This is a genomic window from Paraburkholderia sp. GAS206C (assembly GCF_050435645.1).
Lineage (GTDB): Bacteria > Pseudomonadota > Gammaproteobacteria > Burkholderiales > Burkholderiaceae > Paraburkholderia > Paraburkholderia phenazinium_B.
This window is the reverse complement of record NZ_JBNDKR010000008.1, coordinates 406,154-426,385: the sequence shown is the minus strand read 5'-3', so window position 1 is coordinate 426,385 and position 20,232 is coordinate 406,154. Positions and strand designations below refer to the sequence as shown.

Sequence of the window (20,232 nt, the reverse complement as noted above, 5' to 3'; positions counted from 1 at the left end):
CCCATATTGCACCCTTTTTGCCGTGACTCCGCTCGCAACCTTGCTTTCGCCCCAATGATCGAACTCCAACTGGAACGCGGCCGCCGCGCCGCGCCCACCCTCGTCGAGCAACTAGTGCAGGGGTTTGCGAGCGCCATAGAAGGACAGTCGTTGCGGGCCGGCGCGTTGCTGCCGTCCGTGCGGCGCCTGGCGGCGAGCCACGAGCTGAGCACCTTTACCGTGACGGAGGCCTACAACCGTCTTGTTTCGATGGGTCTGGTGGTCGCGCGCCGGGGTTCGGGCTATCGGGTGGCGTCGCGCGCGCAGGCCGCGCGCGTGAGCGCGACCGACTGGCAACCGCCCAGCCTCACCGCGACGTGGCTGCTGTCCGACGTGTTCGCCGACCATTCGGTGCCGATCAAGGCCGGCGGCGGGTGGCTGCCGAACGAATGGATCAACGAAAGCGGCCTGCAGCAGGCGCTACGCTCGATGAGCCGGGTGCCGGGGCCACGCATGGGCGATTATGGTCATCCGTACGGTTTTGCGCCGCTGCGCGAGCGCATCGCCGGGCAACTCGATCGCCACGGCTTGCCGGTCGAGGTTTCGAATGTGCTGCTGACGCAAGGTGCGACCCAGGGGCTGGATCTGATCGTGCGGACCTTGCTGCGCGCGGGCGATGTGGTGATCGTCGAAGATCCCGGCTACTGCAACCTGCTGCAGATTCTCAAGCTGGCGGGGTTGATCGTGTACGGCGTGCCGCGCACGCCGGCGGGTGTCGATACGGATGTCCTCGAAACCCTGGTGGCCGCGCATCGGCCCAAGGCGATTTTCGTCAACACGACGCTGCAGAATCCAACCGGCGCGACCTTCGGGATGGCCGCGGCGTTCCGTCTGCTGCAGATTGCGGAACGCGCGCGCATGTGGGTGATCGAGGATGACGTGAGCCGCGAGCTCGCTCCGCCGGGTGCGCCGTTGTTTGCCGCGATGGAGGGTTTGCAGCGGGTGCTGTATGTGGGTGGATTCTCGAAGACGGTGACGCCTGGGTTGCGCTGCGGCTATGTGGTGGCCGAGCGCGACGTGCTGCGCGAACTGGCACGCACCAAGATGGCGGTGGGGCTGACGTCGTCGGAAACGATCGAGCGGATCGTCGACAAGGTGCTGCTCGAAGGACGCTACGCGCGTCACGTGGAGGACGTCAACGAACGGCTCAAGGCCGCCCATGCGGTGGTGGAAGAGCGGCTCGATGCGCTGGGGTTGGAGGTGTTTCACCGGCCGCGTGCAGGACTCTTTCTGTGGGCGCGTTTGCCGGTTGAACCGGAGCGTGCAGGAGAGGTGGCGACGGCCGCGCTCGCTCACGGCATCTGGCTCGCGCCGGGCTCGTATTTCCGGCCGGATGATGCGGCGAGCGCGTGGTTCCGCTTCAACGCGCCGTATTCGACCGAGGACGCGTTGTGGCGGTTTATCGAGCGCGTGGGTAAAGGGAAGCTCGACTAGGCCAGCAGACGCGCCGCGATCGGATACAGCGTCAGCACGAGCGACAAGGCCATCGCTATGTTGAAGATGCGCAGCCGTTTCGGGTCCGTGAGCACTTGCCGCATGGCCGTACCGAACCCGGCCCACAGACAGATGCAGGGCAGACCGATGACGTAGAACACCACGGCCATCAGCATTACATTGCTGCCGAAGTTTTCGCTCACGTGAATCGTCGTGACGGCAGTCAGCACCATCATCCATGCCTTCGGATTGACCCATTGAAACGCAATGGCCTCGTGAAATTTCATCGGGCGGCGCTCCCCGTTGCGCAGTTTCACCTCGCCCGACGTACCGATTTTCCACGCGAGATACAGCAGATAGGCGACGCTGGCGATTTCCAGCACCGAGTACAGCGCCGGGAAACGGTGGAATGCTTCGCCGAGCCCGAAACCGACGCACAGCATCAGCAATACGACCCCGGCGCTAATGCCGAACACATGCGGCAGCGTGCGGCGAAAGCCGAAGTTGACCCCCGAGGTGAGCAGCATCGTGTTGTTAGGCCCCGGCGTGATGCTGGTGACTAGCGCGAACAGGATGCCGGCGGGCAACGCACTGAGGGATTCGAAAGACATGGGGGTAACTCCGGTGACGATACGCTTTTACGCAGTCTATCGGCCAGAGCCGGTACAGTAACGGTACAGATTCGATGATGGTATCCGGTACAGATTGTCCTTCGCCACGGGTTCTAGAACCGGTCGATCATCCCAAACTGGACACCGCGCACAGGCGCACCCGTATAAGCCGGCGCGAGCCCGGTCACGTCGACACCGCGCAGCGTGAACTCAGCGTCATCACGATTGCGCAATATGCCGGCGCTCGCGTACAGCATCATCCTCGGCGAGAGGTCATATTCGCATTCAGCGCTGAACTGGTCCGCGTTGTTGTCGCCACCCGACCGGTCTCGCATATAGGTGTAGCCCAGTGAGGCCCGCAGGCGCGTCGAGACCGCGTAGCGCGCCGACACCGACATGCCGTCGTCGTGATAACGCGGCGATCCGCCGTCGCCGTTGAAGAACGACACGAAAGCGGTCGTCTTGCCGATCACGTATGACACGCCGCCGAGATTCGCGCGCAGTCCCGTGTCCCCTGAGGTCTGCTGGTGAGCATACGAAACGTGGAATGGCCCGTTACGGTAATCGAAGGTCTCGTAGTTGCCGGATAGACCGTTGCCGTTGCCGCTTTGGGGCAGTGCGACCATCAAGGTCGTCGTGAAGCCGTGCAGATCGGGTGACAGATACGCGAGGCCGTTGTTCGTGTACGGCGTGATTTTCGACAGGTTGTTCAGTCCGGATGCAATCGTGCCTGCGCCGAATGCGTCGAGTTGTCCTTTGAACGGAATGTAGATCGGCGAGTACTGGCGACCGAGCCGCACTTCGCCCCATGGTGCACCAACGCCGATCCACGCCTGGCGGTTGAACAGGGTGCCCGCCGTCGCCAGTGCGCCGTTACCCGCATTGAAACCGTTCTCGAGATCGAACAGGATGCGCGTATCCGAGCCGATCTGCTCTTCGCCGCGCAAGCCTACCCGCGATCCACGATATGCGCCCGAATCCACTCGTGGTGTCCACGAAGAGCCGGGGTTGGTGATTTCGATGCTGGTATCGATCAAACCATACAGCGTCACCGAACTTTGCGCGTAAGCGCACCGGGCGCCAGCGCCCAGTGCAAGCAAAACGGCAAGCGAGCAGACCGCGTGTTTACGCACGCGGATCAGTTCCCGTCAGGCAATGCGTAGGCGATGACATAGTCGCCCAGTTTCGTGCCGAACGAGCCATGCCCCCCAGCGGCAATCACTACGTACTGCTTGCCGTTGATTTCATAGCTCATCGGTGTGGCCTGACCGCCTGCAGGCAAACGGGCCTGCCACAACTGCTCACCCGTGTTGGTGCTGAAGGCGCGGATATAGTTGTCCGCAGTGGCGCCGATAAAGAACACATCGCCCGCAGTTGTCATTGGACCGCCGAGCATTGGCATTCCCATCTTGAACGGAAGAGGCAGTGGTGAGCTGTCGCGCACGGTACCGATACGCTTCTTCCAGACGATCTGGTTGGTCTTCAGATCGATTGCGGAGACATAACCCCAGGCCGGCTGCTTGCACGGCAAACCGAGCGGCGACAGGAACGCGTTCAGCGTCACGCCGAACGGTACGCCGTACTGCGGCTGAATACCGGATTCGGTGCCGCTGCCGCCCGCATCGCTTGCGGCCGGCTCGATAGGATTGCCCGGACCACGCGGCATCAGCCTCGATACGAACGGCAGGGCAATCGGGTTGGCAATCGCGATCTGACGATCGGTGTCGACAGCCATGCCGCCCCACTCGAACATGCCGAGGTTGCCCGGGAACACCAGGGTGCCGTTCACCGATGGTGGCGTGAACGTGCCGTCATAGGTCAGGCGGTGGAACATCACGCGGCACACCATCTGATCGAACATCGTTGCGCCCCACATGTCTGCGCCCGTCAATTTCCTGCTTGGCCGGAACGTCAGCTCGGAGAACGGCTGGGTAGGCGAGACGTGATCGCCAGGCGCGGCTCCTTGCGGGACAGGCTGTTCCGGAGCCGGGACGACCAGCGCGCCAGTGCGGCGATCCAGTACAAAGATGTTGCCTGTCTTTGCGGGTGCGTAGACCACCGGCACGACGTTGCCCGACTTGTCGGTGATGTCGGCCAGCGTGGGCTGAGCCGGCAGGTCCATGTCCCACAGATCGTGATGCACGGTCTGGTAGAACCAGGCGAGCTTTCCGGTCGAAGCGTGCAGCGCGAGCAGGCCGCTTGCATAGCGCTCCTCCTCGGGCGTACGGTTGCCGCCCCAGATATCCGGGGTGGTCACGCCCATCGGCAGGTAAACGATGTCGAGTTTGGCGTCGTAGACCGCGGGCGCCCACGAATTCGGCGAATTCAACGAGTAATGTTGCCCTTCGCCGGGAATGACGTTCGGATCCTTGTTGCCCGGATCGAATGCCCAAAGCAGCTTGCCGGTATTGACATCGAAGCCGCGGATCACACCCGAAGGCTCGCGGGTCGAATAGTTATCTGTCACCGCACCCGCGATGACGATGACCTTGTCGGTGACGATTGGCGGAGAGGTAGGTTCGTATTGACCCGCCGTGGTCACCGGCTGGCCATGCTGGAGATCGAGGTCGCCATGGTTGGCGAAATCCGGGCAGCGTTGACCCGTTTGCGCATCGAGCGCGTACAGGTGGCCGTCGTTGACCGGCAGAAGCACGCGGCGCGCGCAAACCGCTGGGGCGGCGCTCGAGGCCGTCGTTTGACCGTTGTTACCGGTATTGGCAGCGGTCGAGGCCGTTGTTTGACCGCTGTCATCGGTACTTGCCGCGGTCGAGTCGTAGTAAGAGACGCCACGACATGTCACGTGCTGGAAGCTCGGATCCGTTTTCAGGCCAGGGTCGAATTTCCACGCGAGCTTGCCCGTTGCAGCATCCAGCGCGAACAGGATCTGGTGTGGCGAACACAGGTAGAGCATGTTGCCCACCTTGATCGGTGTGACTTCGTTGGTCGTTTCGACCGGGTCGGTCGCACGCTTCGTGTCACCGGTCTGGAATGTCCATGCAACCTGCAGATTCTTCACGTTGTCGGCGGTAATCTGCTTGAGCGGCGAGTAGCGCGTGCCGTGCTGCGTGCGGCCGTAGGCAGGCCAATCGGCATCGGTGCCGCCCGCCGCCGGGGTTGCGGACGATGCTGCACTGGCGCTCAGGGTTCCGTTGATTTCCTGCGGATCGTTGAAGGACGCGTACACGAGCACAATGCCGCTGAGAATCAAGGTGGCGCCCAACGCCAGTGCCGCGGACTTCGCAGGGGCGTCGAGGGTGCGATAGACAAATGGCAGCAGCAGCCAGATGCCGAACACAACCAGCACATCGAGTCGTGGCGTCAAGGCCCAGAAGTCGAAGCCGGCTTCCCACACCGCCCATACGATGGTGCACAGCAGCAGCAGCGCATACAAGCCAAGCGCGCTCGCGTTCCGGCGGTAAAGCAGGGCGGCCGTCACCAGCATGACCAGGCCGGCGACGACATAGTAGGGCGACCCGCCGATCGAGATGAGCCACGCCCCGCCGATCAGCAGATACAAGCCGGCGAGGGCTGCGAACAGAACGCTGAGGAGATGCACTACGCCTGACGATGCCCGCTTCTGCATGATGTAGACCCCTTGGATTTCTAAAGGAACATGAGACCGCCGGAGAGCAACCCAAGCCAGACGCAAAAAAAGTGCCACCCTTGGGACGAGATCAATTTGTATCGGGTGTACGTCTGCCAGTAAGCAGTGTAAGCGGGAGTTCGTTCAAGGCGAAACCACTATTCACCAGGATTGATCTATCTGAGCCCGCTTGCTAGCCTTATGGAACTTACACGGGGACACTTTGATGCGTTACTCAAACGAGGAACACGATGTGTTCGCGCGGACATTCGATCGCGATGGAATGGTGCTCCTGAAGCAGCACTTTCCAAAGGAAACGCTCTCGGGCTGGCGACAGGCCTTCGACGGCATCCTTGTCCATAGATTGCAGGAGAACGCAACGGCTGTGCGCGGAGCCAACCGGCACTACATCACGTTGCCGTTTGCGGGCGTGTTCGCGGATGAAAGCATATTTTGCGACCCTGACGTACTGGCTATTGTCGAACGCGTTGCAGGTGAAGACCCGGTCATGTGCCAACTCGCGACCGACACGCCACTACGCGGGTCGACGTATCAGGACGTTCATCGCGACACACCTGCCCTGTTCGACAACGAGCCGGAAACGCCGTCGTTTCAACTTGCCGTAAATTTTCCGCTTTGCGACGTCACCGCAGATAACGGCCCGTTCGAAACGACGCTCGGCACCCACCGAATGAACTCGGAAGACGCGATGCGGGCATATGTGGCGGGGGAGATTCCGTTGCATGCCATTCCGATGGAACTCGGCGACGTCATGATTCGCGACGTGAGAGCGTTGCATCGCGGTACGCCAAACAACACGGACGCCCCGCGTCCAATGGTCGTCATTGGATACAGTCGAAGCTGGTATTTCAGGCCGGAAGTGCATATCGACGTTCCGCGTGACGTTTTTCAACGACTTGGCCCGAAAGCAAAGCGATTGCTCCGGCATATGCCCCAGGTCGACGACGCCGGCGCCTTCCAGAGTGCCGAGAGTTACCTCAAATTCGCCTACTGACGTTCGTCATGCCGGCTTTACTTATGCTCCGCAGCCGCGTTGCTTGACCCGAACCGGCGGAGTAGCGGCAAGCGCTCAACCTAGCGCGTATTTGCTCCGGCATACTTAATAAATTCGCGGACAGCATAGGAACGCTCATGTCGTCGAAACGTAAGAGCTATCTCCGAGACAACAGGTTTGCCGCCAAGCGGTCGATACACCACGCCCGGTAAGTTCAGGCAGTCGCACAATGTGCGGGGCACGACGGCCACAAAGCTTCCAAGCGAAACGCACGCGAGTACCGCAGCCAGCGGGCCGGGTCTCGGCCCCAGTTTTGGCTGGAAGCGTCCACGTCTGCCCACCTCGAATGTGCCGAACTCCTGCTCCGGAAGCGCGAAGCACGCCTCACGCAGTTGCGACGGATTGATGACCGCATGATCTGCAAGCGGTGAGTCGTCCGGAAGGGCCAGCACGAACTCGTCCTGATAGACGCTGACGGCCCGTATTTCCTCCGGAAAGTCCAACGGCGGCCGTATGTACGCAACGTCGAGCCGGCCGTCGGTAAGCATCCCCGGAATCTGGGTCATCGGTGCTTCGATGAGCACGACATCCACTTTAGGGCGGTGCTTCCGGAAGCCTCTTATGGTCTTCTGCATGATCCCCGCAAAGGCCGCCGAGGCTATGAAGCCAATCTGGATGCGACCTAGTTCGCCTCGTTCCGCCAGTTCAGCGAGTTCCTGACCGCGCTGAAGCGAGGCGAGGGCGGCTGTCGCTTCGGGCAAGTACGCTTCGCCCGCCGCTGTCAATGCAACAGAGCGCTTGGTCCGGTGGAACAGACGGACCTGGAGCAGCCGCTCCGTCTCCTGGATCTGCTTGGTAAGGGACGGGGGCGCGATGCCGAGCTCTTCGGCTGCGCGAGCGAAATGGAGGTGTCTCGCGACCGCGATGAAGCAGCGAATGTGGCGTAACTCGAGTTTCACAGTGTTAATCCTTTTGTGAACATTATCGTGTCATTCGCTTGTCAGCTGGAAAGAGGCGAGTGGCTGACATTTTCGCATGGCAACTTGCGCAACAGTCGGCGCAGTCAGCGCCGACGCCGCTAAAAATTTTTGCGCTGAGCGGAATGTTTGCGCCAGCGCTGTGTTTGCTCCTAAGTACACCAGAGTGCAGCATTCGTTCGGCGGCCGTCAGGAATCGGCCAAACGATGACTGCCTGGGTATGGTTCGTCTATGGCGTCACCACAACGAGGTGAACGAAATCCGCGAATCTCGTCCTACACATGCTTGGGAGAAGTTTCATGAAGTTGAGTTCGTTTGTTCTCGCGGGTCTGACCTGCGCCACGCTGGTGAGCGCCACGACGTCATTCGCGCAGGACAGCGCTGCGGCCCCGTCCGCACCGATCAGGAATGTCGTGCTGGTTCACGGTCTGTTCGCAGATGGTTCGAGCTGGCAGAAAGTGATTCCGCTGCTGCAAGCGAAGGGCCTGCACGTGACGGCGGTGCAGAATCCGACCACCTCGCTCGACGCGGATGTCGATGCGGTCAAGCGAGCGCTTGCGCAACAGGATGGTCCAACCTTGCTGGTCGCGCACTCGTACGGCGGGATGGTGATCAGCCAGGCCGGCGACGATCCGAAGGTAGCGGGCCTCGTGTACATCGCGGCGCGTGCGCCGGACGCTGGCGAGGACTATCCGGCGCTGACGAAGAAATTCCCGGCCGCACCGGCGTCGGCGGGGTTGCAGTGGTCGGCGGATGGTTACGGCAAGCTGTCTGAGCAGGCCTTTGTGCACGACTTTGCGGGCGATCTGCCTACCGTTGAAGCTGAGACGTACTACGCGGTTCAGCAGCCGATTGGCAAGGCAATCACGATGGCGAAGACGACGGTCGCCGCGTGGCACGACAAACCCACCTGGTATGCGGTGTCGACTGAAGACCGGACGATCAACCCCGATCTGGAGCGCTTCATGGCGAACCGGATGCATGCGCATACGATCGAGCTCGATTCGAGCCACGTGTCGCTGCTGTCGCATCCGACTGAAGTGGCGAACCTGATCCTCGAAGCGGCGGGTCAGCAGAAGTGACGCTACGGGGTCCGGTCTTCGAGGACTTTTGAAACGCAGTGGAAATATTCCATAGGCACAGCCGTTTCGTGGAGAGGGATGCAATCCGCCATGCAGTCGTGGCATTGCATCGGCATCTCTACGACTCGAGTGCTGTGGAGTTGTAACTGGCGAGCCGCCTAACGCCGGCAGCCAGCGCGTCTTCATTGGCCAGCACCAACAGCTTGCCTACATTGTTAGATATCTAATATAATGACTCGACCTTTGCAATGTAGCGGCGTATGCCGCCGGGAGACGAGCCATGTTGACAGTCGAGGAAAACGATTTGCTGTGCCGGGTGGAAGGCGATGCTCCAATGGGGCAGCTCATGCGCCGGCACTGGACGCCAGTCTGCCTTATCGAAGAGGTGAGCGAGCCGGATGGGCCGCCTGTCAAGGCGCGGGTCTTCGGCGAGGACCTGGTGGTCTTCCGCGACACGGAGGGGCGCGTTGGCGTGATGGACGAATACTGTCCGCACCGACGCGTTTCGCTGGTTTACGGCCGCAACGAGGACTGCGGTCTGCGTTGTCTGTATCACGGCTGGAAGATGGACTTTCAGGGCAACGTCATCGAGATGGTGTCCGAACCGGCCGCGAGTACGATGGCGCAAAAGGTAAAGCACAAGGCGTATCAGACGAAGGAGTGGGGCGGCATGGTCTGGGCCTACATGGGCCCTCAGGATGCAATCCCCGAGTTCAGCCCACCCGCGTGGGCGCCGACCGCGGAAACCCGGGTTACGATTGCCAAGGCTCTTCTGCCATGCAACTGGGCGCAGATTCTTGAAGGGGCTATCGACTCGGCGCACAGTTCGAGCCTTCACTCGTCGGACTTCGTGCCGGCGCGGGTTGGCGGCGCCGAGGCTACGGACAAGAACTGGTTGCGGCCGTCTACCGACAAGGCGCCACGGCTTCAGATTGAACGCACCGGCTACGGCTTCCGTTACGCGGCAATCCGCCGTCCGATCTTCAACGCAAATACGCACGAGTATGTGCGCTCAACGGTGTTTGTTGCGCCCGCGACAGTACTGATCCCGCCTAATAATCTCTACAACGTCGCGAATATCAACGTGCCGATGGATGACGAGAACACGGCGTTTTATTTCATCGCTTGGGGTGATCCGAAAACGACGCCGGAAACGGAGACGTGGCGCAAGTTTCTCGGCCAGCAGGTCGGCATTGATCTGGACGAACGTTACAGGCCGCTGCGCAATCATGAAAACAGGTTCTGGCAGGACCGGGCGGCAATGACGGCGGGTAACTTCACGGGCATCAAGGGCTTTCCCAATCAGGATATTGCCATGTGGGTGACCATGGGGCCGATTGCCAACCGTTCGGATGAACGGCTTGGTGCAAGCGATCTTGCGATCGTGGAATTCCGCAAGCGGATGCTGGATGCGCTCCGCGAGTTCGAGAGCGGTGCGACGCCGATTGGCACATCGGATCAGGCGATTCCCGGGACAGTCTGCTCCTATCAGGCCGTGATTCCGAAGGAGGTCGACTGGCGCGCTTACGACACCCGCTATGTGTGGGGCGATAGCAACCAGCCTGCGCTCGAGACGAATTATCAGGTGACCCAATAAATGCCGGAGGGCGCGATGGAGAAACGTCCACTACGCATCGGAGTGGCTGGGCTCGGACGGGCCTTTTCGCTGATGCTGCCCACTTTTCTGGCCGATCGCCGGGTGGAGCTGGTCGCGGCAAGCGATCCGCGGCTGGAGGCGCGGCAGCAGTTCGAGAAGGATTTCGCTGCGCCTACCTATACGGATGTGCCCGACCTCGCGGCTGATCCGAACGTCGAGGTGGTTTACGTCGCAAGCCCTCACCAGTTCCACGCACGGCATACGGAAATCGCGGCAGCAAACCGGAAGCATGTGCTGGTGGAAAAGCCGATGGCGCTGAGTCTGGCCGAATGTGACCGGATGATCGATGCCTGCGGCCGCGCAGGAGTTTCGCTCATCGTCGGACATTGTCACAGCTTCGACACGCCTTATCTTGAGACGCGAAAGCTTGTCGAGAGCGGAGCGTTCGGTGCGATAAGAATGATTCAGGCGTTGAATTTCACGGACTATCTCTATCGTCCGCGGCGCCCGGAAGAGTTGTCGACGGCGGAGGGCGGCGGCGCGGTCTTCAGCCAGGCCGCTCATCAGGTCGACATTGTCCGGTTGCTGGCGGGTGTCAAAGCCACGCGCCTCAGAGCCACCGTCGGGCGTTGGGATGCGTCGCGTCCAACCGAGGGCGCGTATAGCGCCATGATCTGGTTTGAAAACGGTGCGTTTGCGTCGATCTCATACAGCGGATACGGGCATTTCGACTCGGATGAATGGTCGGGCTGGATCGGAGAGATGGGGGACGCGAAACATCCGGACGGCTACGGGCGCGCGCGCCGCCGGCTTGCTGCGCTGTCTTCCCCCGCAGAGGAGGCCAGGCTTAAAGCCGAGGGTACCTATGGAGGCGCCTCGTACAAGAGGCCTGCCGATTCCAGCGAAACCGCTTCGTGGCATCAGCATTTCGGACCCCTGATCCTCTCGTGCGATAAGGCTGATCTTCGTCCGATGCCGGATGGCATTCTGGTTTATGGCGACCAGTCCATCGAAAAGCGCGAACTCAAGCGACCGCTCGTCCCCAGGGCGGAGGTGATCGATGAGTTGTATGCGGCCGTAGTGGAGGGTATCGCGCCGATTCACTCGGGCGAGTGGGCCAAGGGCACGCTGGAGATCTGTCTGGCGATGCTGGAGTCCAGCGAAAGCGGAGCCGATGTTCAGCTCTGAGCGCACGTCCACTGCCGCGGCGCTAAACCAGAAGGCTGCCGTTGTCTTCGTGGCGGCCTTTTTATGCTCCGGACCTGCGCGCGACGAGCGATTCAGTTGACCGTGCCCACCACCTCTGATTTCAGCTATTTTCGTATTCCTCACCGCGTGAGGCGATGAGGTTGCCAAGCTCGCGTGTGGAAGGAATCCGGCGGGCCGGGTCATTGGACTCCGCCTCGTCCTGCGCCATGTTTTCGATGATGGTAAGCAGAACCTTCCGCGCGGTCTTGATCTCGCTTTCCTTCAAGCCCTTGATGCTAATTTCGTTGACTTCTTCGGCGAGCGGAACGAGTTTCTTTTTAAGGGCCTTGCCCTTGGCAGTCAGATAGACGTAGCTGTTCTTGCGGTTATCGGAGGCTTGCCGGCGTTCGACGTAGCCGAGCTTTTCCATTGCCGACACTGCAGTAAATGTTGTGGGAGTCATGACCCCTGCTTCGGCACTGAGTTCTTTTTGTGTCAGGCCGTCCCTCTCCCAGAGTATGCGCAAAAACGCCCAGTGCCCGAACGACACTTCGTACTGCGCCAGGCGCATGTGCAGACCGCGAATCATCGCGCGAGCGGCGTCCTTTACCAGATGCGCGAGACGGTCGTGGGGAACCGCTTCGCGCCAGTGCCGGAGAATGGGATCGGACGTGGGTTCAGTCTTGCTCGGGCTACGTTGGGTGGCCATGAATATTGCCTTTGGGAAAATTAGACTGCTTACAATAATATCGTGTTTGGCTACCCGCGAAGCTTTTCGGTAGTACGCTGACCTGAAGTATTCAGACCGATGGTTCGATGTGCCCTCCCAGTCGCGAGGGTTGACTGGCTCGCGAGTGACCAGGCAGCCTGCCTATACCAGCGAGACATGAGTATAAGCAGGGCTGGCTGTCGTCAGAAAAAGTGGTGTACCCCGACCCGGAACAGCAACTGATTCGCCGTATTGGACGGTGCCAGCAACGAGATGGCTGCATCAGCTCTACCATTGGCATGCTGATAGGCAGTCTGGGCGTAGACGATGGTCTGCTTTGAGAGCGAGTAAACGTCCCCGAGGCCCACCTCCTGGTAGTGCGCGCCGGTGAGCGAGGACAAGAATCCACCAACGTTGATGGTGTTGAAGCGCGATGTCATCACGTCCACGCCGAGCTCGCCCGTGGCCATATGCGCAGAGCCGGCGGGAGCCTCGATGGATACGTGAGTCAGCATGCCATGAACGGTCAGTGAATCATTCAATGCGTATCGCGCTGAAAGTCCGGTGATATCGGTACTATTCGCAAAGAACGTTTTACCCGTGCCCAGCGCCTGACCGAGGAAGCTGGTATAGCCCAGCTTCGACGCCAGATCCACGGTGCGGTCATGCCATCCGCTATAGACGGCGCTCGCCCGGAGCGGACCCTGGTTGTAAATGGCATCAACCGCGAAGACGCGGCCGGGCTGCGTGCTGGAGTCGTTGAAACCGTACATGGCGGTAAGCGACAGGCCGCCAAAAGTGGGCGTCGTATATTTGATTGCGTTGTTGACTTCGGTCAGCGCGGTATTGTCGAGGTTCGCGGGGTGGAACAGATAGTACGAGTATTGAATGACCCCGTTGGAATTTTGCGTGAGCGTATCGTTTGTCAGGTCGAACTGACGCCCTAACGTCATGGTTCCTGCCGGCGAGGAAAGGCCGACATACGCGACGCGGCTAAAGATGTCGGCTGGTACGAGATTGGCGCCGGTCGCTGTGTTAAAAGCCGTTTCCAGCCGGAATATCGCCTTTAAACCTCCGCCCAGATCTTCGCTACCTCGAAAGCCCAGAAAGTCCGGGACTGCTACCGGCCCTACAACCGCGGCATGTCCACCGTGTTCATTGTTCACATAGGTCACGCCCTCGTCGAGGCTGCCATATAGTTGGACACTACTTTGCGCGTGAGATAACTTTGGTAGTAGTGCTGATAAAATTAGTGCTGTTGCTAACTTCTTCATTTGATGGACTCCTCCGGGGTTAAATTATTGGTCTATGAATGCGAGTTCCCGGTGGCGGACAGACTCGGGACCGGTCAATCTGCTCGCGGCTCTCCGGATCAGAAGAGAGATCCGGAGAAAGACCCCAGTGACGTGCGGGGTCTCGCTGAGTTCGCGCAGGGATTAAATCTTGAAGCTCTCCAGGCTGGCGGGATGGAATAGATCCTCCGCCTTGAGACAGCGGCTCGATAGGCCTTCCGCATGATGCTGAACGAGGAAGCGATTGAGAACATGTTCGTTGGCGGCGAACCCATATGACCAGAAGTCGTCGCCCATCAGTTTGCGGGCCGCGCGCAGCTGGTCTTCCACGAAGGGCAGCGTGACCTTGGTGGCCGATGTATCGCCAAGACGCGCAAGCGCAACCGCTTTTGACTTTTCGAAAGCCTTCGTCACCGCTCCCGGCAGCCACGGATGCCGTTCCGCCAACTCCTTGCGGATGCCAAGGGTGTGCATGATCGGGAAGAGAGACGTGCGCCGGTACCAGTCTGCCGCGGCCGCATGCGGGTCGTCGAAGAGATAGCGAATCTGCGGATGACCCCTATCGAAGCACGAGGGGGCGCGTGGGCCGATGACGGCATCGATCTCTCCCGCCTCGAGCATGCCCGAGATGGTCTTCCCTTCAGGCGCGTTTTCGAGTCGGACATCCGGCGGTAGTTGCAGGGCGATTTTTTCAACGCGGGTCGGGTCTTCGTAACCTCCGCGCACCCAGGTGACGTCCGACGGTTTGACGCCGTACTCTTCCTCGAGAATCAGCCGAACCCATACGTTAGCGGTCAACTGGTATTCGGGTACACCGATACGCTTGCCCTTGAGGTCCTTCGGCTCGTTGATTCCCGCGTCCGAGCGGACATAAACGGACGTGTGACGAAAGGCCTTGGACGGGAAGACCGGAACGGCAATGTACGGAGAAATTCCAGCGGCAGTCTTGACGGAATAGCTGCTTAGCGAGAGTTCGCAAATATCGTAGTCGGCGTGTCGGAAAGCGCGGAAAAATATCTCCTCTGGTTCCTGAAGCATGAAGACAGGATCGACACCGTCGATCTGAACGTCACCGTCTACCAGCGGCCGCATTCGATCGTAGTTGCCGACTGCGACGGAAAGTTGAAGCTTGCTCATTGATACCTCTGCTTTGATTGCGGAAACTGTAGGGATAGCGCCGGTTATGCGGTCTGCCCGCTCTTTCGCGGAACACCGATGAGAACCGCGACGCCTCCCGCGAAGACCAGAAAGGCGACGAGCAGTAGGCCCGCAGCAAAGCTGCCTGTGACGCTCTTGACCCAGCCCAGCATGATCGGTCCGAAGAATGCCCCTATCTGTCCCAGTGTGCTGATAACACCGATCCCGCCTGCGGCTGCGTCGCCCGACAAATAGGTGGGAGGGATGGACCAGATAATCGCGGCCGCGGCGAAATAGCTGATCGATACGAGGCTCAGGCAGGCAATCGCCGCGGGCCAGTTATGCGTGAGCAACGTGAGCATCGCGGCACCTGCGGCGCCGGCAGTCGTCGTTGCAATGAAGTGCCAACGGCGTTCGAGCATCAGGTCGGAACTGCGAGCGATCACGAGCATCCCGATCGCGCCGACGATATAGGGCAACGCCGACAGCAGGCCGATGTGCAACACGTTATTGATGCCAGCTTGCTTGATGATCGTCGGCGTCCAGTAGTTCAGGATCGTGCCGCACAGAGGTACCGTGGCCCAGCCCGCGGCCAGGATATAGACGCGCGGGTCGCAAAGGGCGGCGAGGAGACGACTGGATGCGTCTGCCGGCTTGTCGCGATGGTCTGCCTCGATAGCATCCGTGATGATCTGCTTCTGGCTCTCATTCAGCCACTTTGCGTCCGCCGGCCTGTCGGTCAGGTAGAAAAATGCAACCATTCCTGCGATGAGCGCAGGAAGGCCCTCGAGAAAAAATAACCACTGCCATGCCCGATAGCCCCATATATTGGCGAAATTCTGCAGGATGTATCCGGAGAGGGGGCCACCGATAATTCCCGCCGCCGCGATCGCAAGCAGAAATCTTGAAGTGATCCGCGCGCGACGTTGGGAGGGGTACCAGTAGGTCAGGTACAGGATGATGCCCGGCCAGAATCCGGCTTCCGCCGCGCCTAGAAGTGTGCGTGCGAGATAAAACTGCCACGGAGCCGTCATGAACGCCATCGCAGTCGAGATGCCGCCCCAGAGCAGCATGATGCGGGTCACGGTCTTGCGCGCTCCGATACGCTTGAGAAGCAGGGTGCTTGGAACCTCTAGCAGGATGTAGCCGATGAAAAAGAGACTGACGCCAAGACCGTAAGCCGTGTCGCTCAGACCGAGATCCTGTTTCAACTGCAACTGGGCAAAACTGACGTTCACCCGATCCAGATAGTTCAGCACCCAACACACGAACAGGAAGGTCATCAATCGCAACGTGACCTTTCGATAAGTTGCTTCGACCTCTGCTGCATTGGCGATTGCGCGTTCGGACGACGGTCCGTATCTCAGCGCTGAATCTGTCATCTACGTCTCCGGTTTTCTTGACTGGCAGTGTGGCGCTGCACGAATTTTTGTGCGGTCAGGCTGATCCGCTTCTCTCATGCCTGATTTTCATTAGAAATCTAATTATATAGACTACGGAAGCTTTGGTTTCTTGGCAACCGAGGGTTTCTACCGACGAGGCGTGTCCGGGCGTTGTCCAGGCTGTTGCTTGTTAAATTAGATATCTAATGATATTCTATGTCATAGCGTGAAATTGCGCAGCCGATTTTTGGAGACCGTATGAGCACCATGCAGGACGATGTTCTTTTGAGCCTCAAGCTTGTGAGCAAACAGCAGGTCGCGCGCGACATCTGGCGCTTTGAGCTGTGTGAAGAAAGTGGCGCTGAACTGCCCGCGTTCCGGGCAGGATCGAACCTGACCGTGCTGGTGCCCAATGGCTCACGCCGTCGCTATTCGTTGTGCAGCAGTCCGGAAGAGCGCAATCGCTACGTGATAGCGGTGAAGCGTGACGCCAATGGGCGAGGCGGTTCGATCAGCATGATCGACGACACCAGGGAGGGCGACCTCATTCGGGTTTCGCCTCCAAAAAATGATTTCCCCCTCGACGACCGGGCGCAGGAATTCATTCTGATCGCGGGTGGTATCGGCATTACGCCTATGTATTCGATGATGCATGAGCTGCGCGCCGAGGGTTTGCGCAAATTCAGGCTTATCTACGTCGCGCGCGATCCGGAGACTACTGCCTTCCTTGACGAGCTTCAGGGCGATGAGTGGCGCTCGCAAGTCAAGATTCACCATGATTACGGAGACGCCTCGAAGTCATTCGACTTCTGGCCGGTGTTTGAACGTCCGACGAAAGCGCATATTTACTGCTGCGGCCCACGTCCGCTCATGGATGCGGTCAAGGACATGACCGGCCACTGGCCGCCTGGCAGTATTCATTTCGAGAGTTTTGGCGTCGACGGATCGGTGCTTAAAGAAAACAAACCCTTCATCGTCAAGCTGGCCAGGTCAGGCACCAGTCTCGAGATTCCCGCCGACCGGAGCATTCTCGAAGTGCTTCGCGATGCCGGTGTTCGTGTTCCGAGTTCGTGTGAAAGCGGAACGTGTGGTTCATGCCGTACGCAACTTTGCAGCGGTACGGCGGATCATCGGGACATGGTGCTGGAAGAAGGCGAAAAGACTCACCAGATCATGGTCTGTGTTTCTCGCGCGACATCCGGTGAGTTGGTGCTCGATCTTTGACGCGGATGGGGTGTACGCGTCACCTCGCCGGTTCCCGGTGAGCACAAGGAGGCGCCTGACAAACGGTGCCTATGCTTGCAATACTGGCTGGTTGACGGCGTTGGCTACTTCGTGCGTCCTGTTCGACGAGTAGGCCTCACTAATCCAGCGTGCACCGGGCCAGTTGCCGCGGGACACGGCGTCCTGCATACATCGGGTAAGCGCCGCAGCGACGCAAGCAGTCGCCTTCGTCGCCTGCCGCGTGGATGACTGGGCCAATACCAGGCGACGCAACAGATTCGGCTGGATCAACGATGTGCACGTCAGCTTGCCGTCTGCAACATCATCGATAACGGCTACCCGTGGAAGGATGGTCACACCGTGTCCGCCAAGCACGAGTGCGCGCTGGACGAACACGGAGTTGGTCTCAGCAACCACGTTGAGCATGAGTCCTTCAAGGCGGGCGGCTTGATCGACCAACGATCTCAAGCCGAGAGGCGCACGCGGGAGTATGAGCGGCATATTGGCCAGCTCGTCCAGCGTGACCGGAGCGTCGGGAGAGAAGTGGGCGCGCCTTGCACCCACCACCCAATAGTCCTCTTCGAGAAGATTACTGGTCTGCAGGGTTAGCACCGGCGCCAGGTCATGGAAGACCGCGACGTCGATCTCTCCGGTTTCGATCCACGACTGAAGCCGTGTCGCGTCGGCGGAGACAATACGTAACTGTACTTCTCCGTAACTGCGAGCGACAGCGGAAACCAGATCGCTGCACAGGAAACCCGAAATACTCGGCAGCAAACCGACCGACACGGTTCCCGCAATATTCCCCTGCGCGGGGCGCAGTTCGGCTCTGGCGTGCTCAAGCTCGCTCAGTACGCGCCGGGCGTAATCGACCAGTGTGCGTCCCTCGGGCGTCAGTTCCATACCTTGGCAACTGCGCACGAACAGCGGCACGCCCATGTCCTCTTCGAGTAGCCGCAAGTAGCGCGATACCGCCGGCTGCACGACGTTCAGCAGCGCAGACGCGCGGGTCACATTCCCTGTCTCCGCCACTGTTACCAACGCGCGCAACTGTTTGAGATCCATGTCGGGAGGATACTTTTGTATGGGTTAGAAGGGCCACGAAGCGGACAAGACCGACAACTCCTGGATCGAGTGCCGACTGCGTTTGCTCGATGGTAAGCGGTGACATGGGCCCCCGCAAATGACAAAACTGGCCGTCATGACGCTACAAAAAATTGGGCATTCACCCGGTTGGCCAATTCGAACTGTGGACCGGCGCCGTCATCCGCTAATGGCCAACATTTTCTACATCTTGACGCACTGCATTGTTGGTTGTTCCTGCAGACGCGCGTGGCTATATTTTTACCCAGACCTGAACGTGAATCTCACCTGGCAACGCGCACAGGGTGGGGCCCTGTTGGTATGAAAAACTCGCTGCAGCAGATGGCCATTAAGGCGTCGTGCAGATAAAACCGGAGATCGATGTGAGCGCAAGCATCAAGGCGACGCAACTGTATTTCGAAGACGTATCGGTCGGCGACGAGCCACCGCGCCTAGCAAAGGCGCCATTGACCACCATGCACCTCATGCGGTGGTCGGCGGCAATGGAGAACTGGCACCGCATTCACTACGACGAAAAATTCTCGGTCGAACACGACAAGCTGCCTGGACTGCTCGTCAATGGATCGTTCAAGCAGAATTTCATTGTTCAGGCTCTGAAGGATTGGGCAGGCCTCAATGGATGGGTCTGGAAGGTGTCGTTCCAGTTTCGGAAGATGGACGTTGCGGGCACGTCGCTCTGGGTGTGGTCGCGTGTGACAGCCAGGCATGAGCTGGCGGAGTACGGTGTTGTCGAGCTCGAACTCGGTATCGTTAACGAAGAAGGTCGTGAGTCGACGCCCGGCAAAGCGGTGATTGCGTTGCCTTATCGCGGCAAGCGCGTACCTTATCCATTCGTGCCGCCTGCGGACTTCGCCGGAGCTTTCTGATGAGTGGCTTTCCAAAAGCCGTGCGGATTAACGAGGAAGGACCGCGCGAGGGGTTCCAGATTGAAGGCGCCGATATTCCCACCGCCCGCAAGATCGAACTGGTAGACAAGCTCTCAACCACGGGCCTCAGGCAGATTCAGGTGGCTTCGTTCGTGAACCCGAAGCGTGTGCCCGGCATGGCGGACGCCGCAGAGGTCGTCGCGGGATTCCGGCGCGTCGAGGGTGTGCGATACACGGCGCTTTGGCTCAATGAGCAAGGGTTTCGGCGCGCGCTCGCGACCGATCGGCTCGACGTGCGGGGTCGTCTGGTGTTGTGCGCCTCACCCGCGTTTCTGGTGCGCAATCAAAAAACCACGCCTGAAGAGAACATGGCTTCGCATCGCGAACAGGTACGCGCCTATCTCGACAACGGCGTACCGGTCGAGCATGGTGGATTGCAGGCCGCGTTTGGATGCAACTTCGAAGGCGACATCAGTACCGATCTGATGATGAACGGCGCTGCAGATGTGTTCGCGATCGCCGATGAATTCGGCTTGAAGCTGAAGACGTTCGTGCTGGCTGACACGATGGCATGGGCCAATCCTGCGATGGTCACCAGCAGGGTAAGTGCGTTTCAGGACAGGTATCCAGATACCGAAATCATTCTTCATCTGCACAACACCCGCGGGCTCGGCATGGCTAATGCGCTGGCGGGACTACAGGCAGGTGTTTCGCAGTTCGATGCATCTATTGCGGGTCTGGGCGGTTGTCCTTTCGCCGCACATAAAGGTGCCGCGGGCAACCTGTGTACGGAAGACTTTGCCTTTATGTGCGAGGAACTCGGCATCGAGACGGGTCTTGATCTGGGCAAGCTGATCGAAGCGGCACAGCTCGCCGAAGAAATCGTCGGGCACCCATTGCCGGGCTCCGTTATGCGAGGCGGCAGCCTGGATGACCTGCGCCGGGCGCTGTGACGCTGGGGCGTGATCGATGCATCAACCTATGAAGACAG

17 protein-coding genes are annotated in these 20,232 nt (G+C 59.8%); 8 read left to right on the top strand and 9 right to left on the bottom strand.

What is annotated here, in order from left to right; all coding sequences use genetic code 11:
* Positions 1-54 precede the first annotated feature (54 nt).
* A complete protein-coding gene (locus tag P3T20_RS24045; RefSeq protein WP_429288082.1) occupies positions 55-1,473 on the top strand; it encodes a PLP-dependent aminotransferase family protein in 1,419 nt (472 codons plus the stop codon).
* On the opposite strand, the gene P3T20_RS24040 is transcribed toward P3T20_RS24045, so the two are convergent.
* From P3T20_RS24040 to P3T20_RS24030, 3 genes are all read right to left on the bottom strand, one after another.
* Entirely contained in the window at positions 1,470-2,084 is a 615-nt protein-coding gene (locus P3T20_RS24040) for a LysE family translocator (protein ID WP_429288081.1), read from the bottom strand. The genes P3T20_RS24045 and P3T20_RS24040 overlap by 4 nt on opposite strands.
* Positions 2,085-2,197: 113 nt before the next feature.
* Positions 2,198-3,184 (bottom strand): porin, encoded by a 987-nt coding sequence (locus tag P3T20_RS24035; RefSeq protein ID WP_429288134.1) that lies wholly within the window; start codon positions 3,182-3,184, stop codon positions 2,198-2,200.
* A gap of 38 nt (positions 3,185-3,222) precedes the next feature.
* The gene (locus P3T20_RS24030) at positions 3,223-5,667 is read right to left on the bottom strand and encodes a glucose/quinate/shikimate family membrane-bound PQQ-dependent dehydrogenase (RefSeq protein ID WP_429288080.1); all 2,445 of its coding nucleotides are present in this window, start codon (positions 5,665-5,667) and stop codon (positions 3,223-3,225) included.
* A gap of 226 nt (positions 5,668-5,893) precedes the next feature.
* Here P3T20_RS24030 and P3T20_RS24025 point away from each other — a divergent pair, with 226 nt between their 5' ends.
* A complete protein-coding gene (locus tag P3T20_RS24025) occupies positions 5,894-6,682 on the top strand; it encodes a phytanoyl-CoA dioxygenase family protein (RefSeq protein ID WP_429288079.1) in 789 nt (262 codons plus the stop codon).
* Positions 6,683-6,762: 80 nt separating this feature from the next.
* Here the strand turns inward: P3T20_RS24025 and P3T20_RS24020 are convergent, their stop codons facing one another.
* Positions 6,763-7,641 (bottom strand): LysR family transcriptional regulator, encoded by an 879-nt coding sequence (locus P3T20_RS24020; protein ID WP_074267681.1) that lies wholly within the window; start codon positions 7,639-7,641, stop codon positions 6,763-6,765.
* Between the two features lie 318 nt (positions 7,642-7,959).
* Between P3T20_RS24020 and P3T20_RS24015 the strand changes: the two genes are divergently transcribed.
* The 3 genes from P3T20_RS24015 (at position 7,960) to P3T20_RS24005 (ending at position 11,527) form a co-directional block, all read left to right on the top strand.
* Complete coding sequence (locus P3T20_RS24015) at positions 7,960-8,742, top strand: alpha/beta hydrolase (RefSeq protein WP_074267682.1); 783 nt, start codon at positions 7,960-7,962, stop codon at positions 8,740-8,742.
* Positions 8,743-9,022: 280 nt separating this feature from the next.
* Positions 9,023-10,339, top strand: a complete 1,317-nt coding sequence (locus P3T20_RS24010; RefSeq protein WP_429288078.1) for a Rieske 2Fe-2S domain-containing protein — start codon at positions 9,023-9,025, stop codon at positions 10,337-10,339.
* A gap of 15 nt (positions 10,340-10,354) precedes the next feature.
* The gene (locus tag P3T20_RS24005) at positions 10,355-11,527 is read left to right on the top strand and encodes a Gfo/Idh/MocA family protein (RefSeq protein WP_429288077.1); all 1,173 of its coding nucleotides are present in this window, start codon (positions 10,355-10,357) and stop codon (positions 11,525-11,527) included.
* Positions 11,528-11,648: 121 nt separating this feature from the next.
* Here P3T20_RS24005 and P3T20_RS24000 read toward each other — a convergent pair whose 3' ends face one another.
* The 4 genes from P3T20_RS24000 to P3T20_RS23985 all read right to left on the bottom strand — a co-directional run bounded on the left by P3T20_RS24000 (position 11,649) and on the right by P3T20_RS23985 (position 16,047).
* Positions 11,649-12,236 (bottom strand): MarR family winged helix-turn-helix transcriptional regulator, encoded by a 588-nt coding sequence (locus P3T20_RS24000; RefSeq protein ID WP_429288076.1) that lies wholly within the window; start codon positions 12,234-12,236, stop codon positions 11,649-11,651.
* A gap of 203 nt (positions 12,237-12,439) precedes the next feature.
* Positions 12,440-13,510, bottom strand: coding sequence for a porin (locus P3T20_RS23995; RefSeq protein WP_429288075.1), 1,071 nt, complete (start codon positions 13,508-13,510; stop codon positions 12,440-12,442).
* A 162-nt stretch (positions 13,511-13,672) separates the two neighbouring features.
* Positions 13,673-14,665: an ABC transporter substrate-binding protein gene (locus P3T20_RS23990; protein WP_429288074.1), complete on the bottom strand. Its 993-nt coding sequence runs from the start codon at positions 14,663-14,665 to the stop codon at positions 13,673-13,675.
* A gap of 44 nt (positions 14,666-14,709) precedes the next feature.
* Positions 14,710-16,047 carry an MFS transporter gene (locus P3T20_RS23985; RefSeq protein WP_429288073.1) on the bottom strand — a complete coding sequence of 446 codons (1,338 nt, stop codon included), beginning with the start codon at positions 16,045-16,047 and terminating at the stop codon, positions 14,710-14,712.
* Between the two features lie 258 nt (positions 16,048-16,305).
* Between P3T20_RS23985 and P3T20_RS23980 the strand changes: the two genes are divergently transcribed.
* Positions 16,306-17,271: a PDR/VanB family oxidoreductase gene (locus P3T20_RS23980; RefSeq protein ID WP_429288072.1), complete on the top strand. Its 966-nt coding sequence runs from the start codon at positions 16,306-16,308 to the stop codon at positions 17,269-17,271.
* A gap of 69 nt (positions 17,272-17,340) precedes the next feature.
* Here the strand turns inward: P3T20_RS23980 and P3T20_RS23975 are convergent, their stop codons facing one another.
* Positions 17,341-18,336, bottom strand: a complete 996-nt coding sequence (locus P3T20_RS23975; RefSeq protein ID WP_429288071.1) for a LysR family transcriptional regulator — start codon at positions 18,334-18,336, stop codon at positions 17,341-17,343.
* A gap of 401 nt (positions 18,337-18,737) precedes the next feature.
* Here P3T20_RS23975 and P3T20_RS23970 point away from each other — a divergent pair, with 401 nt between their 5' ends.
* Together P3T20_RS23970 and P3T20_RS23965 are read left to right on the top strand one after the other, a co-directional pair.
* Positions 18,738-19,241, top strand: coding sequence for an acyl dehydratase (locus tag P3T20_RS23970; RefSeq protein WP_429288070.1), 504 nt, complete (start codon positions 18,738-18,740; stop codon positions 19,239-19,241).
* The gene (locus P3T20_RS23965) at positions 19,241-20,194 is read left to right on the top strand and encodes a hydroxymethylglutaryl-CoA lyase (protein WP_429288069.1); all 954 of its coding nucleotides are present in this window, start codon (positions 19,241-19,243) and stop codon (positions 20,192-20,194) included. The genes P3T20_RS23970 and P3T20_RS23965 overlap by 1 nt, the downstream gene beginning before the upstream one ends.
* Positions 20,195-20,232 lie beyond the last annotated feature (38 nt).

Coding starts and splice junctions, on each gene's coding strand:
- P3T20_RS24045 (WP_429288082.1), top strand. CDS start 55: ATGATCGAACTCCAACTGGAACGCGGCCGCCGCGCCGCGCCCACCCTC.
- P3T20_RS24040 (WP_429288081.1), bottom strand. CDS start 2,084: ATGTCTTTCGAATCCCTCAGTGCGTTGCCCGCCGGCATCCTGTTCGCG.
- P3T20_RS24030 (WP_429288080.1), bottom strand. CDS start 5,667: ATGCAGAAGCGGGCATCGTCAGGCGTAGTGCATCTCCTCAGCGTTCTG.
- P3T20_RS24025 (WP_429288079.1), top strand. CDS start 5,894: ATGCGTTACTCAAACGAGGAACACGATGTGTTCGCGCGGACATTCGAT.
- P3T20_RS24015 (WP_074267682.1), top strand. CDS start 7,960: ATGAAGTTGAGTTCGTTTGTTCTCGCGGGTCTGACCTGCGCCACGCTG.
- P3T20_RS24010 (WP_429288078.1), top strand. CDS start 9,023: ATGTTGACAGTCGAGGAAAACGATTTGCTGTGCCGGGTGGAAGGCGAT.
- P3T20_RS24005 (WP_429288077.1), top strand. CDS start 10,355: ATGGAGAAACGTCCACTACGCATCGGAGTGGCTGGGCTCGGACGGGCC.
- P3T20_RS24000 (WP_429288076.1), bottom strand. CDS start 12,236: ATGGCCACCCAACGTAGCCCGAGCAAGACTGAACCCACGTCCGATCCC.
- P3T20_RS23995 (WP_429288075.1), bottom strand. CDS start 13,510: ATGAAGAAGTTAGCAACAGCACTAATTTTATCAGCACTACTACCAAAG.
- P3T20_RS23990 (WP_429288074.1), bottom strand. CDS start 14,665: ATGAGCAAGCTTCAACTTTCCGTCGCAGTCGGCAACTACGATCGAATG.
- P3T20_RS23985 (WP_429288073.1), bottom strand. CDS start 16,047: ATGACAGATTCAGCGCTGAGATACGGACCGTCGTCCGAACGCGCAATC.
- P3T20_RS23980 (WP_429288072.1), top strand. CDS start 16,306: ATGAGCACCATGCAGGACGATGTTCTTTTGAGCCTCAAGCTTGTGAGC.
- P3T20_RS23975 (WP_429288071.1), bottom strand. CDS start 18,336: ATGGATCTCAAACAGTTGCGCGCGTTGGTAACAGTGGCGGAGACAGGG.
- P3T20_RS23965 (WP_429288069.1), top strand. CDS start 19,241: ATGAGTGGCTTTCCAAAAGCCGTGCGGATTAACGAGGAAGGACCGCGC.